The sequence below is a fragment of the Streptomyces showdoensis genome, from assembly GCF_039535475.1.
Classification (GTDB): domain Bacteria; phylum Actinomycetota; class Actinomycetes; order Streptomycetales; family Streptomycetaceae; genus Streptomyces; species Streptomyces showdoensis.
Map to the genome: position 1 here is coordinate 276,247 of NZ_BAAAXG010000027.1, position 21,916 is coordinate 298,162.

At 74.1% G+C, this 21,916-nt stretch carries 15 protein-coding genes; 4 read left to right on the forward strand and 11 right to left on the reverse strand.

The window, feature by feature from the left end; all coding sequences use genetic code 11:
* Positions 1 to 8: 8 nt before the first annotated feature.
* From ABD981_RS34110 to ABD981_RS34140, 7 genes are all read right to left on the reverse strand, one after another.
* Positions 9 to 1,055: a glycosyltransferase family 2 protein gene (locus ABD981_RS34110; protein ID WP_046907659.1), complete on the reverse strand. Its 1,047-nt coding sequence runs from the start codon at positions 1,053 to 1,055 to the stop codon at positions 9 to 11.
* A 47-nt stretch (positions 1,056 to 1,102) separates the two neighbouring features.
* A complete protein-coding gene (locus ABD981_RS34115; RefSeq protein ID WP_240495202.1) occupies positions 1,103 to 4,285 on the reverse strand; it encodes a DUF4082 domain-containing protein in 3,183 nt (1,060 codons plus the stop codon).
* A 129-nt stretch (positions 4,286 to 4,414) separates the two neighbouring features.
* Entirely contained in the window at positions 4,415 to 5,530 is a 1,116-nt protein-coding gene (locus ABD981_RS34120) for a DegT/DnrJ/EryC1/StrS family aminotransferase (RefSeq protein WP_046907657.1), read from the reverse strand.
* Entirely contained in the window at positions 5,530 to 6,240 is a 711-nt protein-coding gene (locus ABD981_RS34125; protein WP_046907656.1) for an acetyltransferase, read from the reverse strand. The genes ABD981_RS34120 and ABD981_RS34125 overlap by 1 nt, the downstream gene beginning before the upstream one ends.
* Positions 6,237 to 8,252: an aminotransferase class I/II-fold pyridoxal phosphate-dependent enzyme gene (locus tag ABD981_RS34130; protein ID WP_345530485.1), complete on the reverse strand. Its 2,016-nt coding sequence runs from the start codon at positions 8,250 to 8,252 to the stop codon at positions 6,237 to 6,239. Before ABD981_RS34130 ends, ABD981_RS34125 begins: the two co-directional genes overlap by 4 nt.
* 117 nt (positions 8,253 to 8,369) lie before the next feature.
* A complete protein-coding gene (locus tag ABD981_RS34135; RefSeq protein WP_240495200.1) occupies positions 8,370 to 9,488 on the reverse strand; it encodes a Gfo/Idh/MocA family protein in 1,119 nt (372 codons plus the stop codon).
* A gap of 17 nt (positions 9,489 to 9,505) precedes the next feature.
* On the reverse strand, positions 9,506 to 10,978 hold the full coding sequence (locus tag ABD981_RS34140) for a sugar transferase (RefSeq protein ID WP_123954442.1): 1,473 nt from the start codon (positions 10,976 to 10,978) through the stop codon (positions 9,506 to 9,508).
* A 350-nt stretch (positions 10,979 to 11,328) separates the two neighbouring features.
* Here ABD981_RS34140 and ABD981_RS34145 point away from each other — a divergent pair, with 350 nt between their 5' ends.
* From ABD981_RS34145 to ABD981_RS34155, 3 genes are all read left to right on the forward strand, one after another.
* A complete protein-coding gene (locus ABD981_RS34145; protein ID WP_123954441.1) occupies positions 11,329 to 12,210 on the forward strand; it encodes a glycosyltransferase family 2 protein in 882 nt (293 codons plus the stop codon).
* 83 nt (positions 12,211 to 12,293) lie between these two features.
* Positions 12,294 to 13,625 (forward strand): glycoside hydrolase family 6 protein, encoded by a 1,332-nt coding sequence (locus tag ABD981_RS34150; RefSeq protein WP_046907654.1) that lies wholly within the window; start codon positions 12,294 to 12,296, stop codon positions 13,623 to 13,625.
* Positions 13,626 to 13,675: 50 nt separating this feature from the next.
* Complete coding sequence (locus ABD981_RS34155) at positions 13,676 to 14,713, forward strand: M4 family metallopeptidase (protein ID WP_046907653.1); 1,038 nt, start codon at positions 13,676 to 13,678, stop codon at positions 14,711 to 14,713.
* A 114-nt stretch (positions 14,714 to 14,827) separates the two neighbouring features.
* On the opposite strand, the gene ABD981_RS34160 is transcribed toward ABD981_RS34155, so the two are convergent.
* From ABD981_RS34160 to ABD981_RS34170, 3 genes are all read right to left on the reverse strand, one after another.
* Entirely contained in the window at positions 14,828 to 16,072 is a 1,245-nt protein-coding gene (locus ABD981_RS34160) for an MFS transporter (RefSeq protein WP_240495199.1), read from the reverse strand.
* Positions 16,073 to 16,266: 194 nt separating this feature from the next.
* The gene (locus ABD981_RS34165) at positions 16,267 to 17,655 is read right to left on the reverse strand and encodes an NAD(P)/FAD-dependent oxidoreductase (RefSeq protein ID WP_046907652.1); all 1,389 of its coding nucleotides are present in this window, start codon (positions 17,653 to 17,655) and stop codon (positions 16,267 to 16,269) included.
* 319 nt (positions 17,656 to 17,974) lie between these two features.
* The gene (locus tag ABD981_RS34170) at positions 17,975 to 18,685 is read right to left on the reverse strand and encodes a helix-turn-helix domain-containing protein (RefSeq protein ID WP_046907651.1); all 711 of its coding nucleotides are present in this window, start codon (positions 18,683 to 18,685) and stop codon (positions 17,975 to 17,977) included.
* 145 nt (positions 18,686 to 18,830) lie between these two features.
* On the opposite strand from ABD981_RS34170, the gene ABD981_RS34175 reads away from it, so the two are divergent.
* The gene (locus ABD981_RS34175) at positions 18,831 to 20,465 is read left to right on the forward strand and encodes an amidohydrolase (protein ID WP_046907650.1); all 1,635 of its coding nucleotides are present in this window, start codon (positions 18,831 to 18,833) and stop codon (positions 20,463 to 20,465) included.
* A gap of 336 nt (positions 20,466 to 20,801) precedes the next feature.
* On the opposite strand, the gene ABD981_RS34180 is transcribed toward ABD981_RS34175, so the two are convergent.
* Entirely contained in the window at positions 20,802 to 21,863 is a 1,062-nt protein-coding gene (locus tag ABD981_RS34180) for a LacI family DNA-binding transcriptional regulator (protein ID WP_123954440.1), read from the reverse strand.
* Between the last annotated feature and the right edge of the window lie 53 nt (positions 21,864 to 21,916).

Here is a 21,916-nt window from a genome sequence, read left to right on the forward strand (position 1 = left end):
GAGGGGGACTAGATGCCGCGGCGCTTCCAGGACCGCCACCAGAGCCACTCGCGGCCCCGGTCGACCACGGCCGAGAGCACCAGCGGCTGGAGGTACGGCATGACCCGCGCCCCGATCCGCCGCCGCAGCCGCAGCGCCCGGTACTCCGGCAGCGTCTCGGCGTCCGGCCGCCACTGCTTGGCGAGGCTCACCAGCTCCTCGACCGGTACGACGTCGGTGCGCCCCCGGTCGTAGGCCCGGTAGGCCCGGCGCAGTGCCTGGCGGGCCAGCCGGGTGTCCACCAGGCCCGCCAGGCGGTCGGCCTGGGGGAGCAGGTCCGCGCACTTCTCCAGGACCGCGGTGAACGCGGCCCTGCGCTGGCGCAGGTCGTCGAGCTGGCCCCCGAAGTCGGTGGTGGACATGTTGTTGCCGTGGACCCGGTAGTAGGCCTGGTCCGCCCCCGCGACGTAGCCGACGTCGGCGTGGGCGGCCAGCCGCATCCACATCTCGATGTCCCCGGCGTGCGGCAGCCCGGGGTCGTAGCCGCCCACCTTCCGCTGGAGGCTGGTGCGGACCACCACCTCCGGGGAGGTGATGCACCCGGTGCCCTCGCGGAAACGCCGCTCCAGCCACCAGTGGCCGGGGTAGACCACGGAGCCGGTGGAGCGGGTGCGGGCCGCGGGGAGCGGTCCGCCGTGCCGGAAGCGCAGCGGCCTGCCGTAGGCGAAGCCGGCCTCCGGGTGGGCGTCGAGCAGGGCCACGGCCCGGACGAGCGCCCCGGGGACCAGCCGGTCGTCGGCGGAGAGCAGCACGACGTAGTCGCCGTCCGCCCACTCCAGCAGGCCCTCGTTGTAGGTGGCGATGTGCCCCTTGTTGGTCTCGTGGACCCGTACCTCGATCCTCGGGTCGGAGGCGGCCAGCTTCCTGGCCGCCTCCGCCGAGTCGTCGGGGGACGCGTCGTCGATGATGAGCACCCGCACGTCGAGGCCGGGCTGTTCGTCGAGCACGCTGCGTACGCAGTCGGCCAGGAAGTGGCCGTACTTGTAGCAGGGGATGACGACGCTGACTGAGCTCATGTGGTGCGTTCCCCGATTTCGCTGTGTCCGGTCGGACGGTCGGCCGGTCAGTTGGTCGTGAAGACCGGGCCGACCCAGTAGTTGGTCGAGTTGTAGGAGCTGTTCGGGAAGGCGCTGGTGGCGCCGTACCGGTACAGCCCGTTGGCGCTGCCGCCGGAGTCGGCGGGCGCCGACAGCGGGTAGTTCAGGTGGGCGCCGGTGAAGTACCCCGGATCTGATGCGTAGTTGCCGTTCGGAGCGTGGTACGAGGCCACGTAGGTGGCGCCCGCGGTGATCGTGACCGGACTGGCGAAGGTCAGCGTCTGCCAGCCGGTGGCCGTCTCTCCGGTGAAGGTGCCGGTGGCCAGCAGGGTGCCGTCGGCGGCCCACAGGCTGCCGGTGTGGCTGCCGGTGTTGGTGGCCCCCTTGTAGAACGTGACGCCCGTGACCTTGCCCGCCAGCGAGGACTGGAAGCGGGTGCCCAGTTCCAGGGAGTTGCCGTCACTGGTCTCGGCGGTCTTCACCGGCACCGTCTGCGCGTTCCACAGGGTGCACGGGCAGGCGGCGGCCGGCGGGGTCGAGCTGGTCGTGAAGGTCCAGCTGACCGGGTCGGCCATCGCGTTGCCCCACAGGTCGGCGGCCTGGACGGAGACCGTGTACGTGGTGCCCAGGGCCAGCTGGCTGTTGAGGGTGAAGGCCGCCGTCTTGCCGTCCCCGTCGAGCGTGGCCCGGCCCGGGACGGTGGCGCCGCCGGGGCCCTGGACGGTGAAGACCAGGGTGCCGCTGTCGATGCTCTGGTTGAAGGTGGCGGTCAGCGGGGCCGTGATCGACACGTTGGTCGCCCCCGGGGCCGGGGTGCGGCCGGTGACGGTGGGCGGCACGGTGCTGGCCGAGCCCGTCTCCAGGATGGCGTCCACCCAGTAGTTGCTGCCCGCGGACGCCTGGTTCGGGAAGCCGCTGGTGCCGCCGTACCGGTAGACGCCGTTCCCGCCGTCGGTGCCGGACTGGAGCGCCGTCAGCGGGGCGAGGCCGGCGGCCTTGTCGGTGAAGTAGTGGGCGTCGTAGGAGTACCCGCCGCTGGGGGCGAAGTACGAGGCGATGTACGTGGTGTTGGCCTTCGCCGGGACCGGGGTGGCGAACTTCAGCTCCTGCCAGCCGGAGGCGGTCTCGTTGGTGAAGGTGCCGGTCGCGAGGAGCTGGCCGGTGGCGGACCACAGGCTGCCCTTGTGGGTGCCGACGTTGGCGCTCGACTTGTAGAAGCGGACGCCGGTGATCGTGCCGGGCACCGAGCTGCGGACCTTCACGCCGAGCTCGACCGAGCTGCCGTCGCCGCTGTTCGCCTTCGTCGGGGCGGCGGTGGCCGGCCACACCGTGCACGGGCACTGCTGCTGGGTCACGGTCAGCGGGACGGTGGTGACGTTGCCGAGGTTGACGCTGTCGTCGACGGCGCGGACCTTGAGCTGCACGGGTCCCTCCGCCAGCGGGGTCCACTTGTAGCTCCAGGTGCCGGTGCCCTCGGCGGCCTTCCAGGTGGTGCCGCCGTCGGTGGAGACCTCGACGCGGGCGACCACGCCGCCGGAGTCGGCCGCCGTGCCGGTGACGGTGATCTGGCGCAGCGCGGGGACGGAGGCGTTCGCGGTCGGGGTGTTCACGGTGACCGTGGGGCCGGTGATGTCGTCGGACGCGTAGGCGGGGACCAGGTCGTCCTGGCGGGTCTTCGGCTGGATGCCCATGTCGGCCAGGATGTTCACCGTGGCCTGCTGCATCCGCTTGTCCGCGGTGATCACGCCGCCGGCGGGGTCGGCCGTCGGGACGTTGGTCAGACCCCAGGACCACTGCACGGTCCCGGTGCCGAACACCAGCGCCTTGGAGGTCTGGTCACGGAAGGCGACGAGGCTGTGGGTCGCGGTCCCGTTCCCGTAGTAGTTGCCCCAGTCGAGCAGGTAGTTGCCGTCGTTGACGTCGACGGTGGTGGAGGACATCCGGATCTGCCCGGCCGGCCGGGAGGCGTTCTCGACGTCGCTGTTCCACTCGTAGCCGAGGGTGCCCTGCGGGAAGGTGGCGACCTGGTTGCCGGTCAGACCGGCGACCGAGGTGTTGCGCCACAGGCGCATCTTCGCGTAGGCGGCGGGCACGGTGATGGCGTCGTTGCGCGGGCCGTTCACCTGGAACAGGGAACCGGTGAGGATGTTCTGCGGCCGGTAGGGCTCCCCCTCCTTGGTGCTGTCCGGGTCCATCCAGGTGCCCGTCCACACGTTGCTCGGGTCGGGAACGCCGTTCGGCGTGGGGAACTTGAGCTTGGTCTCCTTGTAGCAGACCAGGGTGCGGTTGGCGGTGTTGCTGCCGTCGATGCTCGGTTCCAGCCGGGTCTTCCAGAAGATCTCGTTGCCGGAGAAGTACGTCTGGTGCTGGCCCGCCTTGCGGGCGTTCAGCACGTTGGTGAACTGCTCCTGCGTCCAGTACTCGTCGTGCCCCTGCGACATGAACATCTTGTGGTTGGCGAGCAGCGCGGAGCCCCGGGTGGCCGTGTCCAGACCGGAGACGTAGCTGAGGTCGTAGCCGTTGCGCTCCAGCCAGGAGATCATCTCGAACTCGGAGCCGTAGATGCCGTTCTCGCCGCCGATGTCCATCGGGCGGTTGTAACTCACCTTGTACGCGCGCCCGTCGGGGGCGGGCCCCTGCCCGTCGTAGAGGTTGGTGCCGCCCCAGTCGTTGTACGCCTGCCAGGTCTGGTCCGAGGTCTGCACGAGGATCTCGGAGCGGCTGGCGTCGTTGCGCACCACGAACGGGTACGGCATGAGGCCGTTGCCGTCGGCCTGGTCGAAGTTGGCCACGTACAGGCCCGAGACCGCGTCGGAGGGGACCGTCCAGCTCGCCGTGGTGGGCCAGTTGCCGCAGTCCATCAGGCCGGTCGGCTGGTCCTTCAGGCAGCTGGGCCGCTGCGTCAGGTAGGTGGCGGGGTAGGTCTGGTCGGCCTGCGCCTGGGTGGACACCAGCCGCGCGCCGTCACCGCCGTACCAGCCGAGCCGGTAGATCCGGACGCGGTACGAGGACGGGGACTGGACCTTGAACTGGAGGGTCTCCCCGGCCTGGAGGCTCATCTTGGTGGGGAACCCCGCGATGTCGCCCCAGGAGCTGCCCGCGAACCAGTCGGACATGGGTGTGCCCGGCTTGGAGTTCTCGCAGGTGATGGGGTTGCTGCCCGTTCCGCATGGATCGGCGAGCGCGCTCGCCTCTCCGGCCGGCGGCAAGAAGATCGCTGTCAGGGCCGCGGCCAGGGCGAACAAGGCGCCTCTGGCCCGACGGAATCGGTTTTGCATCGCTGTACCTTTCACGGGCAGTACAGGTCCAGGCCTTCCGGCCGGGGTGGGGAGCGGGCCCTAGTTCAGGGCGTTGACCAGCGCGTCCACGACCTGCTGCTGCTGGTCGTGGGAGATCTGCGGGAAGAGCGGGAGCGAGAGGATCTCGCCGGCGGCCCGCTCGGCGTGCGGGAAGTCCCCCCGGTGGTACCCGAGGTGGGCGTAGGCGGGCGTCAGGTGGACCGGGTCCGGGTAGTGCACCCCGGCGCCGATGCCGCTCGCGTTGAGCTTGCCCACCACCGCGTCGCGGTCCGCCCCGGGCACCCGCACCACGTAGAGGTGCCACACGTGCTCGTTGCCCTCGGCGGTGGAGGGGAGAACGAGCCGTCCGGCGCCCGCGAGCGGGGCGAGCAGCTCGTCGTAGCGGGCCGCCGCCGCCCGCCGGGCCGCGTTTCCGGCGGCGAGCCGGCGCAGCTTGGCCCGCAGCACCACGGCCTGCAGCCCGTCGAGCCGGCTGTTGAAGCCGGGCACGTCGTGCCGGTACTTCTGGACCCCGCCGTGGTTCGCGATCGCCCGCATCAGGGCGGCGGCCTCGGGGTCGTCGGTGAGCACCGCCCCGGCGTCGCCGTAGGCGCCGAGGTTCTTGCCCGGGTAGAAGCTGGTGGCGGCGATGCCCCCGCTGCCCGGCGTACGGCCGTTCCGGCTCGCGCCCTGGCTCTGGGCGGCGTCCTCGACGATCCGTACGCGCTCCGGGAGCGCGGCGGCCAGCGCCGCCACGTCCGCGCTCTGCCCGTACAGGTGGACCGGCACCACGGCCCGGGTGCCCGCCCCGACCGCGGCCGCGGCCGCCGCGGGGTCGATCAGCAGGGTCTCCGGGTCGCAGTCCACCAGGACCGGCCGGGCCCCGGCGCGGGCGACCGCGCCCGCCGTGGCGATGAAGGTGTTCGCGGGGACGATCACCTGGTCACCGGCCCCGACCCCGCTCGCCCGCAGCGCCAGCTCCAGGGCGTCCGTGCCGTTGGCGACGCCCACGACGTGCTCGACGCCGCCGAACTCGGCGTACTCCCGCTCGAACTCCCGGACCTCCTCGCCGCCGATGAAGGCGGTGCCGGCCAGGACCCGGTCGAAGCCGGCGCGTATCTCCTCGGCGACCTCGGCGTGCGCCGCCTTCAGGTCGACCAGGGGAATCTGGTTCATCAGCCGTTCACTCCTCGTGCCGGGACCAGCGGGTCCCCCTGGGTGGTGTCGTGGTCGAGCTGTTCGAGGGCCGAGGAGGCCGCCGCGCGCAGCCGGCGGGCCGGGGAGCCGGCCCAGACCTCGCCCTCGGGGACGTCGGCCAGGACCGTGCTGCCCATGCCGACGAGCGACCAGGCGCCGATCGCCGTGCCCTCGCGGACCAGCGCGCCGGCGCCGAGGTAGGCGCCCCGGCCGATCCGGGCGCCGCCGCCGAGCCGTACCCCGGAGGCGAGGGTGGCGAAGTCGGCCACCTCGTCGTCGTGGGTCAGGACGGTGTGCGGCATCACGGCGACGTGCCGGCCCACCCGCACCGCGGCGGTCAGGACCGTGTGGGCGAGGAGCACCGTGCCGGGGCCGAGCGTCGACGTCCCCGACACCACCGCCGTGGGGTGCACGACGGTGGCGTAGCGGTCGTCCGGCAGCCCGAGCCGGGCGACCACCCGGGCGCGGGCCGCGTAGTCGCGCGGGCTGCCCACGCAGACCACGAAGGACGCGCCGGGCAGCTCCCGCACCAGCGCGCTGCCGCCGAGCACGGGCACGCCGTCGACCTCGACGCCGTGCAGCGCCGGGTCGTCGTCGAGGTGGCCCGCCAGGGGCAGGCCGGCGGCCCGGACGGCCTGCGCGGTCTCCCGCGCGAAGCCTCCGGCGCCGATGATGACGAGCTGGGTCACGGACGCGCCGCCGCTTCCCGCAGGACGGCGACCACGCGGTCCTGCTGCTCCTCGGTCAGGGTGTGGAACAGCGGCAGGATCAGCGAGTCGCGGGCGATCCGCTCGGTGGCCGGCAGCGGTCCGGCGGGGTGGCCCGCGTAGGCGGGTTCCAGGTGGCTGGCCATGATGCCGCGGCGGGCCGAGATCCCGGCCTCGGCGAGCACGGCGAGCAGCTCGTCGCGGCCGACCGGGAACTCCTCGGCGAGCAGCACCCAGTACGACTGGAAGTTGCCCTCGCCGTGCGCGGGGTCGGTCACCGGCGTCAGACCGGGCACGTCCGCCAGCAGCTCCGTGTAGCGGGCGGCCAGCTCGCGGCGGCGGGCCACCAGGGCGTCCAGCTTCGCCAGCTGGGCGAGGCCGACCGCCGCCTGGATGTCGGTCATCCGGTAGTTGAACCCGGTCTCCAGGTAGCTCTCCAGGACCGGCTTGCCGCTCGCGTGCCGTTCGGCCGCCGACACGTTCATCCCGTGCTCGCGCAGCCGGCGCAGCCGCGCCGCCCACTCGGCGTCGTCGGTGGTGACCATGCCGCCCTCGCCGGTGGTGAGCAGCTTGCGCGGGTGGAAGGACCAGGCGGCGAGCAGCGCGCCCCGCCCGACGGAGGCCCCGTCGACGGTGGAGCCGATCGCGCAGGCCGCGTCCTCGACCAGCGGCAGCCCCCAGCCCTCGCAGGCGGCCCGCAGCGCGGCCACGTCGGCCGGCACGCCGCCCTGGTGGACCAGGAGGACGGCCTTGGTGGCCGGGGTGCGGACCGCGTCGACGGTGGCGGCGGTGAGGTTGCCGGTGGCGAGGTCGACGTCGGCGAAGACCGGTTCGGCGCCCACGTACCGCACGGCGTTGGCGGTGGCGATGAAGGACAGCGAGGGGACCACGACCTGGTCGCCGGGGCCGAGGCCGAGCGCGACCAGGGCCAGGTGGAGCGCGGTCGTGCAGGAGCTGACCGCCACCCCGTGCCGGGCGCCGACCCGCTCCGCGAAGGCCCGCTCGAACTCGGCGACCTTCGGTCCCTGCGCGACCCAGCCGGACCGCACGGTGTCGGAGGCCGCCCGGGCCTCCTCCTCGCCGAGCCAGGGCACCATCACCGGGATCCGGACGGGCGCCTTCGCGGCGGCCGTGTCGGCGTCCGTGGCCGTCGCCCCCTTCTCGGCCCGCCACCACTCGACCAGGTCCCGCAGCCCGGTCCGCAGGTCGATCTCGGCCTTGAAGCCGAGCCGCCCCTCGGCGAGCGTGGTGTCCGCGAGCCGCCGGGTCACCCCGTTGACCGCGCGGGCCGGGCCGTGCACCGGCTCCAGGTCCGAGCCCATCACCTCGAGGAGGCCGTCGGCCAGCTCGCGCAGCGAGGTCTCGGTGGCGCTCGCCACGTTGAACACCTCGTCGGTCAGGCCCTCGCGCGCCGCCAGGATGTTGGCGCGGGCGATGTCGCGGACGTCGACGAAGTCCATCGTCTGGGTGCCGTCGCCGAGGATCAGCGGCGGCTCGCCCGCCTCGATCCGCTCCATCCAGCGGATCAGCACCTCGGTGTAGAGGCCGTGGATGTCCATCCGGGGCCCGTACACGTTGAAGTAGCGCAGCGCCACGTAGTCCAGGCCGTACATGGCGTGGAAGCTGCGCAGCATGCCCTCGTTGAAGGCCTTGGCCGCGCCGTAGAACGTGTCGTTGTTGTACGGGTGGTGCCGCTCGGTGGTCGGGAACGACTCGGCCAGGCCGTACACGGAGGCCGAGGAGGAGGCGATCACCTTCCCCACCCCGGCGGCCGCGGCGGCCTCCAGGACGTTGAACGTGCCGTTCACCATGACCTCGTTGGCGAGCCGGGGCTCCTCCGCGCACTGGGTGATGCGGATCGCCGCCAGGTGGTAGACGAGGTCGGCCCCCTCGGTCACCCGGTGCACGGTCGACGCGTCCCGGATGTCGCCCTCGACGAGCTCGACCCGGCCGCCGGCCAGGGCCTTGGCGAGGTTGGCCCGGCGGCCGCGCACGAAGTTGTCCAGGACGACGACCTGGCTCGCACCCCCCCTCCACCAGGAGGTCGGTCACATGGGATCCGATGGTCCCGGCACCGCCGGTGACCAGGACCCGCTTGCCCGCGATATCGCTCAACGCCGTTCTCCCAGCACTTCGTTCCCGTTCTTGATGGACCGGTCCGAGCCGGTCCGCAGCCCGACGACGGCACCGCGGAACTGCAGGCTCCGCGAGGCCGCCTCCAGGATGTCCAGCACCCGGAGCCCCGCCCGCCCGTCGGTCAGCGCCGGCCGGCCCTCCGTGATCGCCGCCGCGAACTCGTCGACCATGCTGCGCAGCGCCTCCTTCTCGCCGATCGCCGGGGCGATCATGTCGCCGCTGCGGTACGAGATGAGGGCGTCCCGGCGCTCGTCCGCGCCCAGCTCCTGGGGCGTCGCTAGGTCCACCCCGCGGTCGAACAGCGCGACGCGCTGCGCGGGGTTGAGGTCGTCCCAGATCAGGGTCCGCTTGGAGCCGCCGACCATGGTGGTGCGGACCTTGGTGGGGGAGAGCCAGTTGACGTGCACGTGGGCGATGGCCCCGGTGTTCAGCTGGAGGGTCAGGTACGTGATGCAGTCCTGGCCCGCGCCGATCGGGTCGGCGCCGTGCGCGGCGACCGCGACCGGCTCCACGTGCTCCGGCAGGATGAAGTCCAGGATGGACAGGTCGTGCGGGGCGAGGTCCCACAGCACGTCGATGTCCTTCTGGACCAGGCCCAGGTTGATCCGCACCGAGTCCACGTAGTGGATGTCGCCGAGGGCGCCCTCGCGCACCAGCTCGCGGATCTTCGCCACGGCCGGGGTGTAGCAGTAGGTGTGGTCGCACATCAGGGTCAGGCCGCGCTCCTCGGCCTCGGCGACCAGCCGCGCCCCGTCGGCGTACGTGGTGGCCAGCGGCTTCTCGACCAGCACGTGCTTGCCCGCGCGCAGCGCCGCGAGGGCCACGTCCAGGTGGGTCCCGGCCGGGGTGGCGACGGCGACCGCGTGCACGTCCGGGTCGGCGAGGACCGCCGCGTAGTCGTCGGTGGCCTGGACGGTGGAGTACCCGCCGAGGACCCGCTGGGCGCGCGTGACGTCGAGGTCGCAGAGCCAGCGCAGCCGGAAGCGGTCGCTGCCCTGGAAGTTGCGCACCAGGTTCGGGCCCCAGTAGCCGGCGCCTATGACGGCGACCCCCAGCGGCCCGTCCGGACGAGCCGCGTCCTTCGCGTCGCTCACGTGTGTTCCCTTCATCGTCAGTAGGCCCCCGTCCCGCGCAGGACGGCGGGGCCGGTGCGCAGCAGGATCAGCGCGTCCAGGCCGAGCGACCAGTTGTCCACGTACGCCAGGTCGAGGCGTACGGCCTCGTCCCAGGGCAGGTCGGAGCGTCCGCTGACCTGCCACAGGCCGGTGAGGCCCGGTTTGACGAGCAGCCGGCGCCGGACCTCGTGGCTGTATCCGGCGACCTCCTCGGGCAGCGGCGGGCGCGGCCCGATGAGGGACATGCGCCCGTTCAGCACGTTCAGCAGCTGGGGCAGTTCGTCGATCGAGTACTTGCGCAGGGTGGCGCCCACCCGGGTGACGCGCGGGTCGTCGCGGACCTTGAACAGCAGGCCGTCGCTGTTGTGGTTCGCATGGGCGAGCTCGGCCCTGACCGCCTCGGCGTCGGGCCGCATCGTACGGAACTTGAACATCGTGAACTGCTTGCCGTGCAGGCCCACCCGGACCTGCCGGAACAGGGCCGGACCGCGGCTGCCGAGCCGGACGGCCAGGGCGACGGCGCACATCAGCGGCGCGAGCACGAGCAGCAGGACCGCGGCGGCCAGGCGCTCGGCCAGCTCCTTGGGGAGCCGGGCCCAGCGGGACAGCCGCGGTGCCTTCAGATGGATCAGCGGGACCCCGCCGACCGGCCGGACCTCCAGGCGGGAGGCGGCCACGTCGCCGAAGGCGGGGGCCAGCAGGAAGTCGCCGCCGGCCGCGGCGGTGCTCCAGGAGAGCCCGCGCAGCAGGGTCGCGTCGATCTCCGGCGAGGGCAGCACCACCACGGTGGTGGAGCCGCCGAAGGCCCTTATGGCGCGCGGGACTTCGTCGACCCCGCCGAGCACCGGCACCCCGAAGGCGTCGACGCCCTCGGCGTTCAGCGGGTCGGTCAGGCACACGCCGGCGATGTCCAGGCCCTGGAGCACGGCCCCGGCCGGGGCGCCGGGCCGCCCGTCCCGCCGGAGCGCGGCGAGGAGTTCGGCGACGCCGGCCGAGGGTCCGACCAGGATCGCGGTGGTCCGGTTCCGGCCCTGCGCCCAGTCGCGGCGCAGCCAGCGCCGGAGCAGGAATCGGGCGGCCAGGGCGAGGGCGGCCACGGCCGGGGCCGCCAGGATCATCTCGTGGAGCAGGTCGAGGTCGCCGACGAGGCCCCAGCCGAGCACCGCGGCGAGCGCCGGCAGGACCAGGGCGCCGCGCAGCACCCGGCGGTATATCTCGCCGCCGGAGCCGAACGAGCCCCGCTCGTAGGCCCGGTGGGCGTACATCAGCGTGACCCAGGCCGGCGGCAGGCCGAGGACGACGGGCCAGTGGCCCACCGCGCCGAGGACACTCACCGCGGCCGCGACGGCCGCCGCGGTGTCCGCGGCCAGCAGGATTATCTGGTGTCTCCTCCGCCACCACAGGCGGTGGACGTCGAAATGTGTGGATTCGACTCGATGCCGCTCATGCGTGACCGGCAGGACGGTCATCCATTCCCCCCAAGGGCGCTTCACGCGCACCCCGTCGAACGCCGTCGCTCTTTCCCCGGTCCGCCCACGAGAGCGGCTCGCGGGCAGGGGAAAGGCAGCGGTGGTGCGACGAGGGTGCGCGGCTCTTCCGCCTGACTGAACGGTGCGGACCGCGGTCGCAAGTCTCCCCAGCCACGGCCGGTGTCCGCACAGGACGCAGAATCCGCCCGGGACGAGTCGTGTTCGTGCCCCAGCGGATCCGGCAGCGCTCAATCTAGACCAACTGGGGCAGGCCAGCCAGGAGTTGTGTGAAACTCCTACCGATAGTTGAAGGAACTGTAAGAGTGGGACGCCTTGGTCATACTGTCCCCGTGCCCAGCATCGTGATCCCCGCCCACAACGAGGAACGTACCCTCGGCCGCCTCCTGGACGCCCTCCTGGAGGGCTCCCGTGACGAGGAGTTCGACATCGTCGTCGTGTGCAACGGCTGTACGGACGACACCGCCCGCGTCGCCGGGGAGCGCGGCCCGCGGGTGCGGGTCGTCGAGACCCCCGTGCCCTCCAAACACGAGGCCCTGCGCCTCGGTGACACGCACGCCCGCGGCTTCCCGCGGATCTACGTGGACGCCGACGTGGTGCTCGGCGCCGGGGACGTCCGTGCCCTCACCGCCGCGCTCGACGCGCCCGGCGAGGTCCTCGCCGCCGCGCCCGAGCGGGAGCTGCCGATGACCGGCTGCTCCTGGCGGGTGCGCGCGTACTACCGGGTGTGGCAGCGGCTGCCCGCGGTCCGCGAGGGGCTCTTCGGGCGGGGCGTGATCGCCATGTCCGGCGAGGGCCACGCCCGGATCGCCGCGCTGCCCCCGCTGATGGCCGACGACCTGGCCGCCTCGCTCGCCTTCGGGCCGGCCGAGCGCAGCGTGGTCCGTACCGCCCGGGTGGTGGTCCGGCCGCCGCGCACCTGGCGGGACCTGATCCGCCGCCGGGTCCGGGCGGCCACCTCCACGGCCCAGCTCGAGGCCCACCAGGCGGGTCACCGGGAGGCCGGGCCGGACGCCTCGGCGCCCGCCGCGCCGCCCTCGGCCCGTACCGGCGTCTCCGACCTGAAGGCCCTGGTCCGCGCCGAGCCCGCGCTGCTGCCGGCCGTGGTCGTCTTCCTCTCGGCGGCGCTCGCGGCGCGCAGGGGCGCGCGGAAGGCCATCAAGGCGCGCGACTTCGACACCTGGCTCCGGGACGAGAGCAGCCGCCAGGACTGAATCGCGCCCGAACGCGCGGTTCCGGCCCTCCCGATGATCACCGCCGCCTAGGCTGCGGCTGACCGCACCACGGGAGGCCCTTCATGAAGTTCCGGATTCCGGGGCGGCGCGCCGCCGCACTGGCGGCGGCGCTGGCCGCCTGCGCCGTCTGGACCTCCGTCGCCCCGGCGGCGTCGGCCGGGACCACGGGCGGGACCGGTGGGGACCCGGCGCCCGGAGCGCCGCTGACCGCCGCCACCCGGTTCTACGTCGACCCCGACAGCGGCGCCGCGCGCCAGGCCGTCGTCGACGCGGCGGCCGGGGGGCCCGAGGGTGCCGCGAACGCCGAGAACATGCGCCGGCTCGCCGCGCTGCCGCAGGCCGCCTGGTTCACCGGCGGCACGCCCGGGAGCGTGCGCGCCGGAGCGCGCGCCCTCGTCGCGCGGGCGCGCGCCGCGCACCAACTCCCCGTGCTCGTCGCGTACAACGTCCCCGGCCGCGACTGCGGCCTCTACTCCAGCGGCGGCGCCGCCTCCTCGTCCGCCTACCGGGACTGGATCGCGGCCCTCGCCGAGGGCGTCGGCGAGGGACCCGCGCTGGTGGTCCTGGAACCCGACGGCCTGGCCGCCCTGCCCGAGGACTGCGCGGGGAACGTGGATCCGACCGGGGAGCTCACCGCCGCCCGGCTCGCCGACCTCGACTTCGCCGTCACGACGCTCAAGGCCCGCCCCGGCACCGCCGTCTACCTCGACGCGGGCAACAGTCAGTGGAAGGCCGTCGGCGACATCGCCCGGCGGCTGATCGACGCCGGCGTGCACAAGGCCGACGGCTTCTCCCTGAACGTCTCCAACTTCCAGCCCACCGAGCAGCTGACCCGCTACGGCACCTGGATCTCGAAGTGCGTCTGGTTCGCCACCCGGGGCCCCGACTGGGGCCGCGGCCACACCGACTGGTGCGCGAGCCAGTTCCATTCCGGCGCCGCCCCCAACGACGGAGCCCCCGGCAACGCGGTCTCGGCGGCCGACCCGTCCACCTGGCACTGGACCGACGCCTGGTACGACCGGGTCGCCGGCAGCCCGCCGGCCGCCGAGCTGCTCCACTTCGTCGTCGACACCAGCCGCAACGGCCGCGGCCCCTGGACCCCCGCCCCCGGCAGGTACACCGACCCGGAGACCTGGTGCAACCCGCCCGGTCGGGGCATCGGCCTCCGCCCGACCGCCGACACCGGGGTCCCGCTGGCCGACGCCTACCTGTACGTGAAGACCATCGGCGAGTCCGACGGCAGCTGCGCCCGGGGCACCGGCGGCACCGTCGACCCCGAGTACGGCATCGTCGACCCGCCCGCCGGCGCCTGGTGGCCCGCGTTCGCCCACGGCCTCGCCCGCGAGGCCCGGCCCGGCCTGACCCTCGACGCGGACCCCGCCCCTGCGCGATGATCACGGCCGCACCACGCCACCCCCCCTGACATCCCCCTGGGAGGACGTTGATGGCACGCCGCACCACCCGCGGCCTGATAGCCGTGGCCACCGCCACGGCCGCGCTCACCGCCCCGGTCACGACGGCCACGGCCGCCACGCCCGCCGAGACCGGCCCGCAGGCCCGCATCTTCATGGTCAATCCGGTGCAGTCCACGGGCGACCAGACCCTCGCCGACGCCAAGGACGCCGCCGCCGCGGTCCCCGCCTCGGCCTACACCACCGCCGTGCTGCGCAACCTCGACGGCAGTGGCGGGCTCTCCGGGCGCTGGGCGTACGTCAGGTCCGAGACCGGCGCCCCCGCGAAGGCCGCCGACGCCGCCGCGTACGACCGGCACGACGACGGGTTCGAGCAGGTCATGGCCTACTTCTGGGTCAACGAGGCCCAGGAGTACCTCCAGGGCCTCGGCTTCGGCACCGAGCTGCCCGGGGCCAACGACCGCCCGCAGCCCGTCCGCCTCAACCAGTGGGGCTCGGACAACTCCTTCTTCACCGACAAGAAGGACGAGATCCGCTTCGGCAAGGGCGGCGTCGACGACGCAGAGGACGCCGAGGTGATCGTGCACGAGTACGGTCACGCCGTGCACGAGGCCCAGGTCCCCGGTTTCGGCAGCTCCGCCGAGGCCGGCGCCATCGGCGAGGCCTTCGGCGACTACCTGGCCGTCGAGGTCGGGGCCAACGCGGCGGCCCGCTACGGCTGGCCGGTGCGGACGGACCTCGCCTGCGTCGCCGACTGGGACTCCGTCCCGTACAGCACGGCCCCGCACTGCCTGCGCCGGGTCGACTCCGGCAAGACCTACGCGGACCGGGTCGGCGAGGTGCACGCGGACGGCGAGATCTGGTCCCGGGCGCTGTGGGACATCCGCGGCGCGCTCGGCGCCCGGACCGCCGACCGGATCATCGTGAACGCCCAGTTCGGCTTCGCGCCCGACACCTCCTTCTCGGCCGCGGCGACGAAGACGATCGCCACGGCCCAGCGGATGTACGGCCCGGCGGCGGCCGACGCCGTCCGCGCCGCGTTCCGGGCGCGCGCCGTTCCGGGGGTCTGACCCACGGCTCCGCGGAGCGGGAAGGGGGGCCGTGCCGTCCGGCACGGCCCCCCGCCGTGTCACGGCGTGACGGTCAGCACCGGGCCTCCCGGGTCGAGCCGCAGCCGTGCCTGCTCAGCGCACGCCCTTGATCCCCGCCACGGAGGCCGCGCCGAGCAGGGTCAGCAGTGCGGCCACCCCGTACAGCCCGTCGTAGCCCAGGGTGCCGACGAGGAGCGAGGCCAGGAACGGGGCGATGATCTGCGGCCCCGCGTTGGCGATGTTGAGGACGCCCAGGTCGCGCGCCGCGTCGTCGGCGCTGGGCAGGACCAGGGTGACCAGGGCGGTGTCCACGGCCATGAAGCTGCCGAAGGCCAGCGCGGTCAGGACGGTGAAGACCAGCATGCCGGTCCAGGTCGGCACGAACACCGGCACCAGCATGGACACGCCGCTCAGCGCGCAGGACACCGCGATCATCGGCTTGCGGCGGCCCAGCCGGTCGGAGAGCAGGCCGCCGCCGACCGTGGCGAGCAGGGTGCAGACCGCGTCGATCGGGGCGGTGACCGCGACGGCGTCGGTGGGGGAGAGCCCTGCGGGCAGCTCGATGTGGTCCTGGAGGATGTACAGCTGGTACAGGGAGACCGAGAAGAATCCCAGCATCAGCAGGAAGCGGCCGATGAACGCCCAGCGGAAGTCGGCGTCCCGGAGGGTGGCGGCGAAGGCGGCGAACTGCCGCCCCAGCGGCACCGGTCGGGTCCGCTCCGCCGTCCGGCGGTCCCGCACGAGGGCGGTGAACAGGACGGCGGCGCCCGCGATGACCGCGCCGAGGACGAGGTAGCCGGTCGTGAGCGCGTCGGGGACGAAGAGCGCGGCGACGGAGATGCCGACGGCCGAGCCGATCGGGGTGCCGATGCCGACCATCGCCGAGGCGAGACCGCGCCGTTCGGCCGGCACCCGGTCCGGGACCACGGCGGTGAGCGCGGCCTGGAAGACGTTCATCGTCGCCTGGACGAGGCACCAGGCGAGGGTCACCAGCAGCACGGTCCGCACCGCGCCCAGCAGGGCCAGGGCGGCGAGGGCCGAGAGACCGCCGCCCAGGATCCACGGGTTGCGCCGGCCCGACCGGTCGGAGAACAGGCCGGCGAGGGGGTTGAACAGGGTCGCGAAGATCGCGGCCACCCCGGACACGAGCCCGAGGTTCGCCACCTTGTCGGCGGGGTCGAGGAGTTCGACCTGCACCGGCAGCAGGATGCCCCCGGCGCCCATGTAGACGGTGAACAGGGCCGCGTGGGCGAGCGAGAGCAGGGGCAGCAGCCGGCGCGGACCGGGCGCGGACGCGGGTCTCGACCCGGTGGGCAGGGTGGCGTCGGGGGTGTGCAAAGGGGCCTCCTCGGCGATGGCGCGGATGCGACGGGTGGCGTGGGGGGCCCAGGTGGTGCGGGTGGTGAGTGTGGTGTGTGTGGTGTGTGGTTCGAGTAGTGCGTGTAGCTGGGTAGTGCGTGTGGTTCCCGTGGTGCGGCTGGTGCGGCCGGAGCGACTGACGCGGTGGTCCGGGCGGGGCGCGCGCGCCCTGCTCAGCTGCCGAAGCCGAGTCCGGCCCGGTCCAGGGTCCGCAGCCACAGGTTGCGGCGGCCCTCGTGGGCGTCGGCGCGGGCCATCGACCACTGGGTGATCCCGATGCCGAGCGAGCGCACCGGCTCGGGCGGGAACGGCAGCGGCCTGCGCCGGACCAGGTCCAGGGAGGTGCGCTCGGTGCGCTGCCCGGCCAGCAGGTCGAGCATGACCTCCGCGCCGAAGCGGGTGGCGCCGACGCCGAGGCCCGTGTAGCCCGCCGCGTAGGCGACCTTGCCGCGGTGGCTGGTGTCGAAGAAGACGCAGAAGCGCGTGCTGGTGTCGATGGCGCCGCCCCAGGCGTGGCTGAAGCGCACCCCGGCAAGCTGCGGGAAGGTCGCGAAGAAGTGCCGGGCGAGCGTGGCGAAGGAGGCGGGCCGCCGGTCGTGCTCGGCCCGCACGGCGCGGCGGTGGACGGCGTCGTAGCCGCCCCACAGGACGCGGTTGTCCGCGGAGAGCCGCACGTAGTGGAAACTGTTGGCGCAGTCGGCCCAGCCCTGGCGGTTCTTCCAGCCCACGGAGGCGAGTTGGGCCTCCGTCAGCGGCTCGGTCATCAGCGCGTAGTCGTAGACCGGGACGGTGTACGGGCGGTGCCGGCGCAGCAGCGAGGGGTACGCGTTGGTGGCCAGCGCGACCCGCCGGGCGCGCACCCGGCCGTACGGGGTGGTGACGGAGATCCGGGCGCCGTCCTCGGTGAGCCCGGTGCCGGGGGTGTGCTCGTAGACCCGGACGTCCAGTTCCTGGCAGGCCCGCTTCAGGCCCCAGGCCAGCTTGGCCGGGTCGACCATGGCGACGCCGTCCTTGTTCCACAGCCCGCCGAGGAAGGAGGGGGAGTCGATCTCGGCGCGGACGGCGGACTCGTCGAGCAGCGTGACCTCCGCTCCGTGGCGCGCGGCGGCCTCGGCCTCCTCGTCGAGCCCGGCGAGCTGGTACGGCTCCGTCGCCACGGCGAGCGAACCCGTGCGCTCCCAGGCGCAGTCCATCCCGTAGCGGGCGATCGCGTCCTCGATGCCCTGGAGGTTCTCCCGGCCGAGGCGCTCCAGCCGCCCGATCTCGTGCGGCCAGCGCGCGAGGCCGTTGCCCAGGCCGTGGGTGAGGCTCGACTCGCAGAAGCCGCCGTTGCGGCCGGAGGCTGCACCGCCGGCCTGGTCGGCCTCGATGACGACCACGTCGGCGGACGGGTCGCGCTCCTTGGCGATGAGCGCGGTCCACAGCCCGGTGTAGCCGCCGCCGACCACCAGCAGGTCGCAGTCGGTGGGGCCGACGAGGGCGGGGGAGGCCTGCGGCCGGCTCGGGTCGTCCAGCCAGAACGGGATGGGCGAGGCGTCGCGCAGCGCGTGCACGGGGTCCATGGGCGGGGCTCCTTCGGATCGCGGAGGTACGGGCCTCCGAAGTGCCGCCATGAGACCCGGCCGGACGATTTTGCGTCAATGGTGTTGACGTAAGACCGCCCGGCGTAGGCCTAAGACCGCCCGGCGTCGGCGTGAGCCCCGCCCGGCGTCGGCGTGAGCCCCGCCCGGCGTCGGCGTGAGCCCCGCCCGGCGTCGGCGTGAGACCGGCCCGGCGTCCGCGTAAGGCCGCGCTCGGCGTCGGCGTGAGACCCGCTCGGCGTCCGCGTGAGCGCCGCCCGGCGTCCGCCGAAGCGCCGCCGACCGGAATCCCCCCTCGGGGCTACCCCTTGCGGTGCGCGGCGAGCCGCGCCCCGACCGCGTCCAGCATCAGCTCCAGCGCGAACGGGTGCCCGCTGTCCCGCATGTCCGCCGCGAGCAGCGGATACGTCGCGGCGACATGCGGGTGGGTGGCGGCCGAGAGCTTCCCGTACGCCGCGTGCCAGACCTGCTCGTCGGCCTCCCGGGCGGGCTCCGGCAGGGCCATGGCGGCCGCGTCCAGGGCCGCGAAGGCGAGCGCCTGGTCCACGAACGCGTGGTAGATCCGCACCGCCTCCGCGTCCGGGAACCCCGCCCCCCGCAGCACCGAGAGGATCGCCTCCACCGCCCGGGTCTCGTACTCGCGCCCCGTCGTGCGGTGCGCGGCGAGCGCCGCGGCCTGGGGGTTCGCCAGATAGGCGGCGTGGATGCGCAGGGCGATGTCCTGCAGGTCCGCCCGCCAGTCGCCGGTGGCCCGCCAGCCCGCCTGCGCCACCCCGATCAGCTCGTCGGCCAGGGCCAGGAGCAGGTCGTCGGTGTTGCGGAAGTAGCGGTAGACCGCGCTCGGGTCGGCGCCCAGGGCGGCGCCCAGCCGCCGTACCGACAGCGCCTCCGCGCCGTGCTGGGCGATGAGCCGCAGCGCCGTCTCGATGATGATCCGCTCGGAAAGGACGGTGCCCTGCTTGGTCGGGCGCCTGCGCTGTCGCCGGTTCTCCGGCACCACTCGTTCGGCCATGCCGTCGGACCTTATGACAACACCCTTGACGTGTAAACCGCCGCAGGGGTTGCATGACGCCCCTCGCACCGGCCCCCCTCGGGCCGGTCCGGCGGCTCAGCGCGGCAACGGCCGCCCTGACCCCTCACCCTCCAGGAGTACGTACATGAGCACGGCCGACCTGGTCTTCACCGGAGGCCCCGTCTTCACGGGCGACCCCGCCCGTACCCGGGCCACCTCCCTCGCCGTCGTCGGCGAGCGGATCATCGCCGTCGGCCACGACGAGGTCCGCGCCCTGATCGGTCCGAAGACCGAAGTCGTCGACCTGGCCGGCAAGCTGCTGATCCCGGGCTTCCAGGACGCCCACATCCACGCCGTCTCCGGTGGCATGGAGATGGCCGAGTGCGACCTCACCGGCACCACGGGCGTCGACGACTACCTGCGCATCATCGGTGAGTTCGCGGCCGCCCACCCCGACCGCCCCTGGATCACCGGCGGCGGCTGGTCCATGGAGAGCTTCGAGGGCGGGCTGCCCTCCCGGCGGCTGCTCGACGGGATCGTCCCCGACCGGCCGGTGCTCCTCGTCAACCGCGACCACCACGGCGCCTGGGCCAACTCCCGCGCCCTGGAGCTCGCCGGGATCACCGCCGACACGCCCGACCCGGCCGACGGCCGCATCGAGCGCGAGGCCGACGGGACCCCCAGCGGCGTCCTCCAGGAGGGCGCGGTCGCGCTCGTGCAGCGGCTGCTGCCGCCGAGCACCGCCGCCGACCGGCTCGCCGGACTGCTCCGTGCCCAGGCCCTGCTGCACTCGCTCGGCATCACCGGCTGGCAGGACGCCCTCCTCGGCTCCTTCAGCGGGATGGCGGACCCGGCCGACGCCTACCTCGCCGCCGCCCACGACGGCACCCTCACCGCACGGGTCAGCGGCGCGCTGTGGTGGGACCGGGCCCGCGGCGCCGAGCAGATCCCCGACCTCGTCGAGCGCCGCGCGAGCTCCTGCCACGGGCGCTTCCGGGCCGGCTCGGTGAAGATCATGCAGGACGGCGTCGCCGAGAACTTCACCGCGGCCATGACCAGCCCCTACCTCGACGCCTGCGGCTGCGCGACGGCGAACACCGGGCTGAGCTTCGTCGACCCCGAGGCGCTGCGCGGTTACGTCACCGAGCTCGACGCCCTCGACTTCCAGGTCCACTTCCACGCGCTCGGCGACCGTGCCGTCCGCGAGGCCCTGAACGCGGTCGAGGCCGCGGTCGAGGCCAACGGCCGGCGCGGCAACCGGCACCACCTGGCCCACCTCCAGGTCGTGCACCCCGACGACATCGCCCGCTTCGCCCGCCTCGGCGCGCTCGCCAACATCCAGCCCCTGTGGGCCGCGCACGAGCCGCAGATGGACGAGCTGACGATTCCGTTCCTCGGCCCCGAACGCGCCGCCTGGCAGTATCCGTTCGGCGACCTGGTCCGGGCCGGCGCGACCCTGGTCGCGGGCAGCGACTGGCCGGTCAGCAGCCCCGACCCGCTGGCCGGCCTGCACGTGGCCGTCAACCGGGCCGAGCCCGGCGCCACCGACGGCCGGGTCTTCCTGCCCGAGCAGCGCCTCGACCTCCCCACCGCCCTCGCCGCCTACACGGCCGGCTCCGCGCACGTCGGCGGCCACGACGAGGCCGGCAGCCTGCGCGCCGGGTACCTCGCGGACCTCGTCGTCCTGGACCGCGACATCCTGACCGCGCCGGACGCGGAGATCGCCGAGGCCCGCGTGGAGCAGACCTTCGTCGGCGGCACCCGCGTGTACGCGGGCTAGGGGGGCGTCGTGGCGGTCGGACGGGATCGACGAGCGGCGCCGCGCGGGGCCGCGGGGCACCGCACGCCCGGCGGCACCGCCACGGCGGTTTCCGGCGGTTGGACCGGAGCCCCGGAGGGGTCACCCCTCGGCGGCCGGACCCAAGCCGGGCCGGGGGCATTCCTCGGCGGCGGGTCCGGAGCCTCCGCGGGGTCGCCTCGCGGCGGCCGGGCCGGAACCGCGGAGGGCTCTCCCCTCGGCGCCCGGACCCAAGCCGGGCCGGGGGCATTTCTCGGCGGCGGGTCCGGAGCCTTCCCGGGGTCACCTCGCGGCGGCCGGGCCGGAGCCCCGGTGGGGTCACGACGAGGCCCGCACCCTGAGCCGGGCGGAGAGCAGCACACCCGGGGGGGTGCTGCCTCCGTCCTCCAGGGCGGAGACGAGCAGCGACACGCCCGCCTCGGCGACCTCGACCGGCCGCAGGCTCAGCGTGGTGACCGGCGGGTCGGCGTGGGCGGCGGAGCTGTCCTCGCTGACGCACACCACCCGCAGGTCCCCGGGCACGGAGAGGCCGCGCCGCCGCGCCGCGTCCAGGACCAGCGGCGGGCTCGCCTCCGCCACCACGAACAGCCCGTCGGGCCGGGGCTCGGCGCCCAGGGCCTCCTCGACCGAGCGGACCACCGGCCCGTTCCCGGGGGCCGGGACCAGGGTGACCAGCTCCTCGGCGCCGCGCCGCGCGCACCAGGCGCGGTAGGCGGCGTGGACCTGCCGGTGGAAGCGGGTCGTGCTGTCCGGGAGGACGAGCGCGGTCCGCCGCGCCCCCCGCTCGCGCAGGTGGTCCAGGGAGTCCCGTACCGCGGCCTCCGTGTCCACGTCGACCCAGTGCGCGCCCGGCCGGTCCGCGACCGACGCGTCGCTGAAGACCGGGATGCGCGCGGCGAGGAAGTCCTCGACCAGGGGATCGTCCTCGACGGGATCGGCGACGATCACCGCCTCCAGGGGCAGGTCGGCCCACTCCCGCTGCAGCGTCCCGGCGGGCAGCATCACCAGCGCGTAGCCGTGCCTCAGGGCGGCGGCCGCGGTCGCGCTCGTCAGCCGGGCGAAGTACGGGGAGTCCAGGTAGGTCCAGGGCTCGCCGGCGAACTCGCCCACGACGTAGCCGATCAGCCGGGCCCGCCCGGCGCGCAGCTGCCGGGCGGTGGCGTTGGGCCGGTAGCCCATCCGCCGCGCGGTCTCGCGCGCCCTCTCCCGCACCGCGGGGGAGAGGCGTCCGGTGCCGTTGAGCGCGGCGGAGACGGTCGTCTTCGAGAGCCCGGCCTCACGGGCCACGTCGACGAGCCGGACCCGTGGTCCGGAGGCCCGCGCGCCGGGTCCGCCGGGCCCGTCCCCGGCATGCCCTCCGAGCTGTTCAGATGTGGTCACAGTCCGATGCTGCCACCTCTGTGACCTCTGCAAAACCGTTCCCGCAAAGTCTT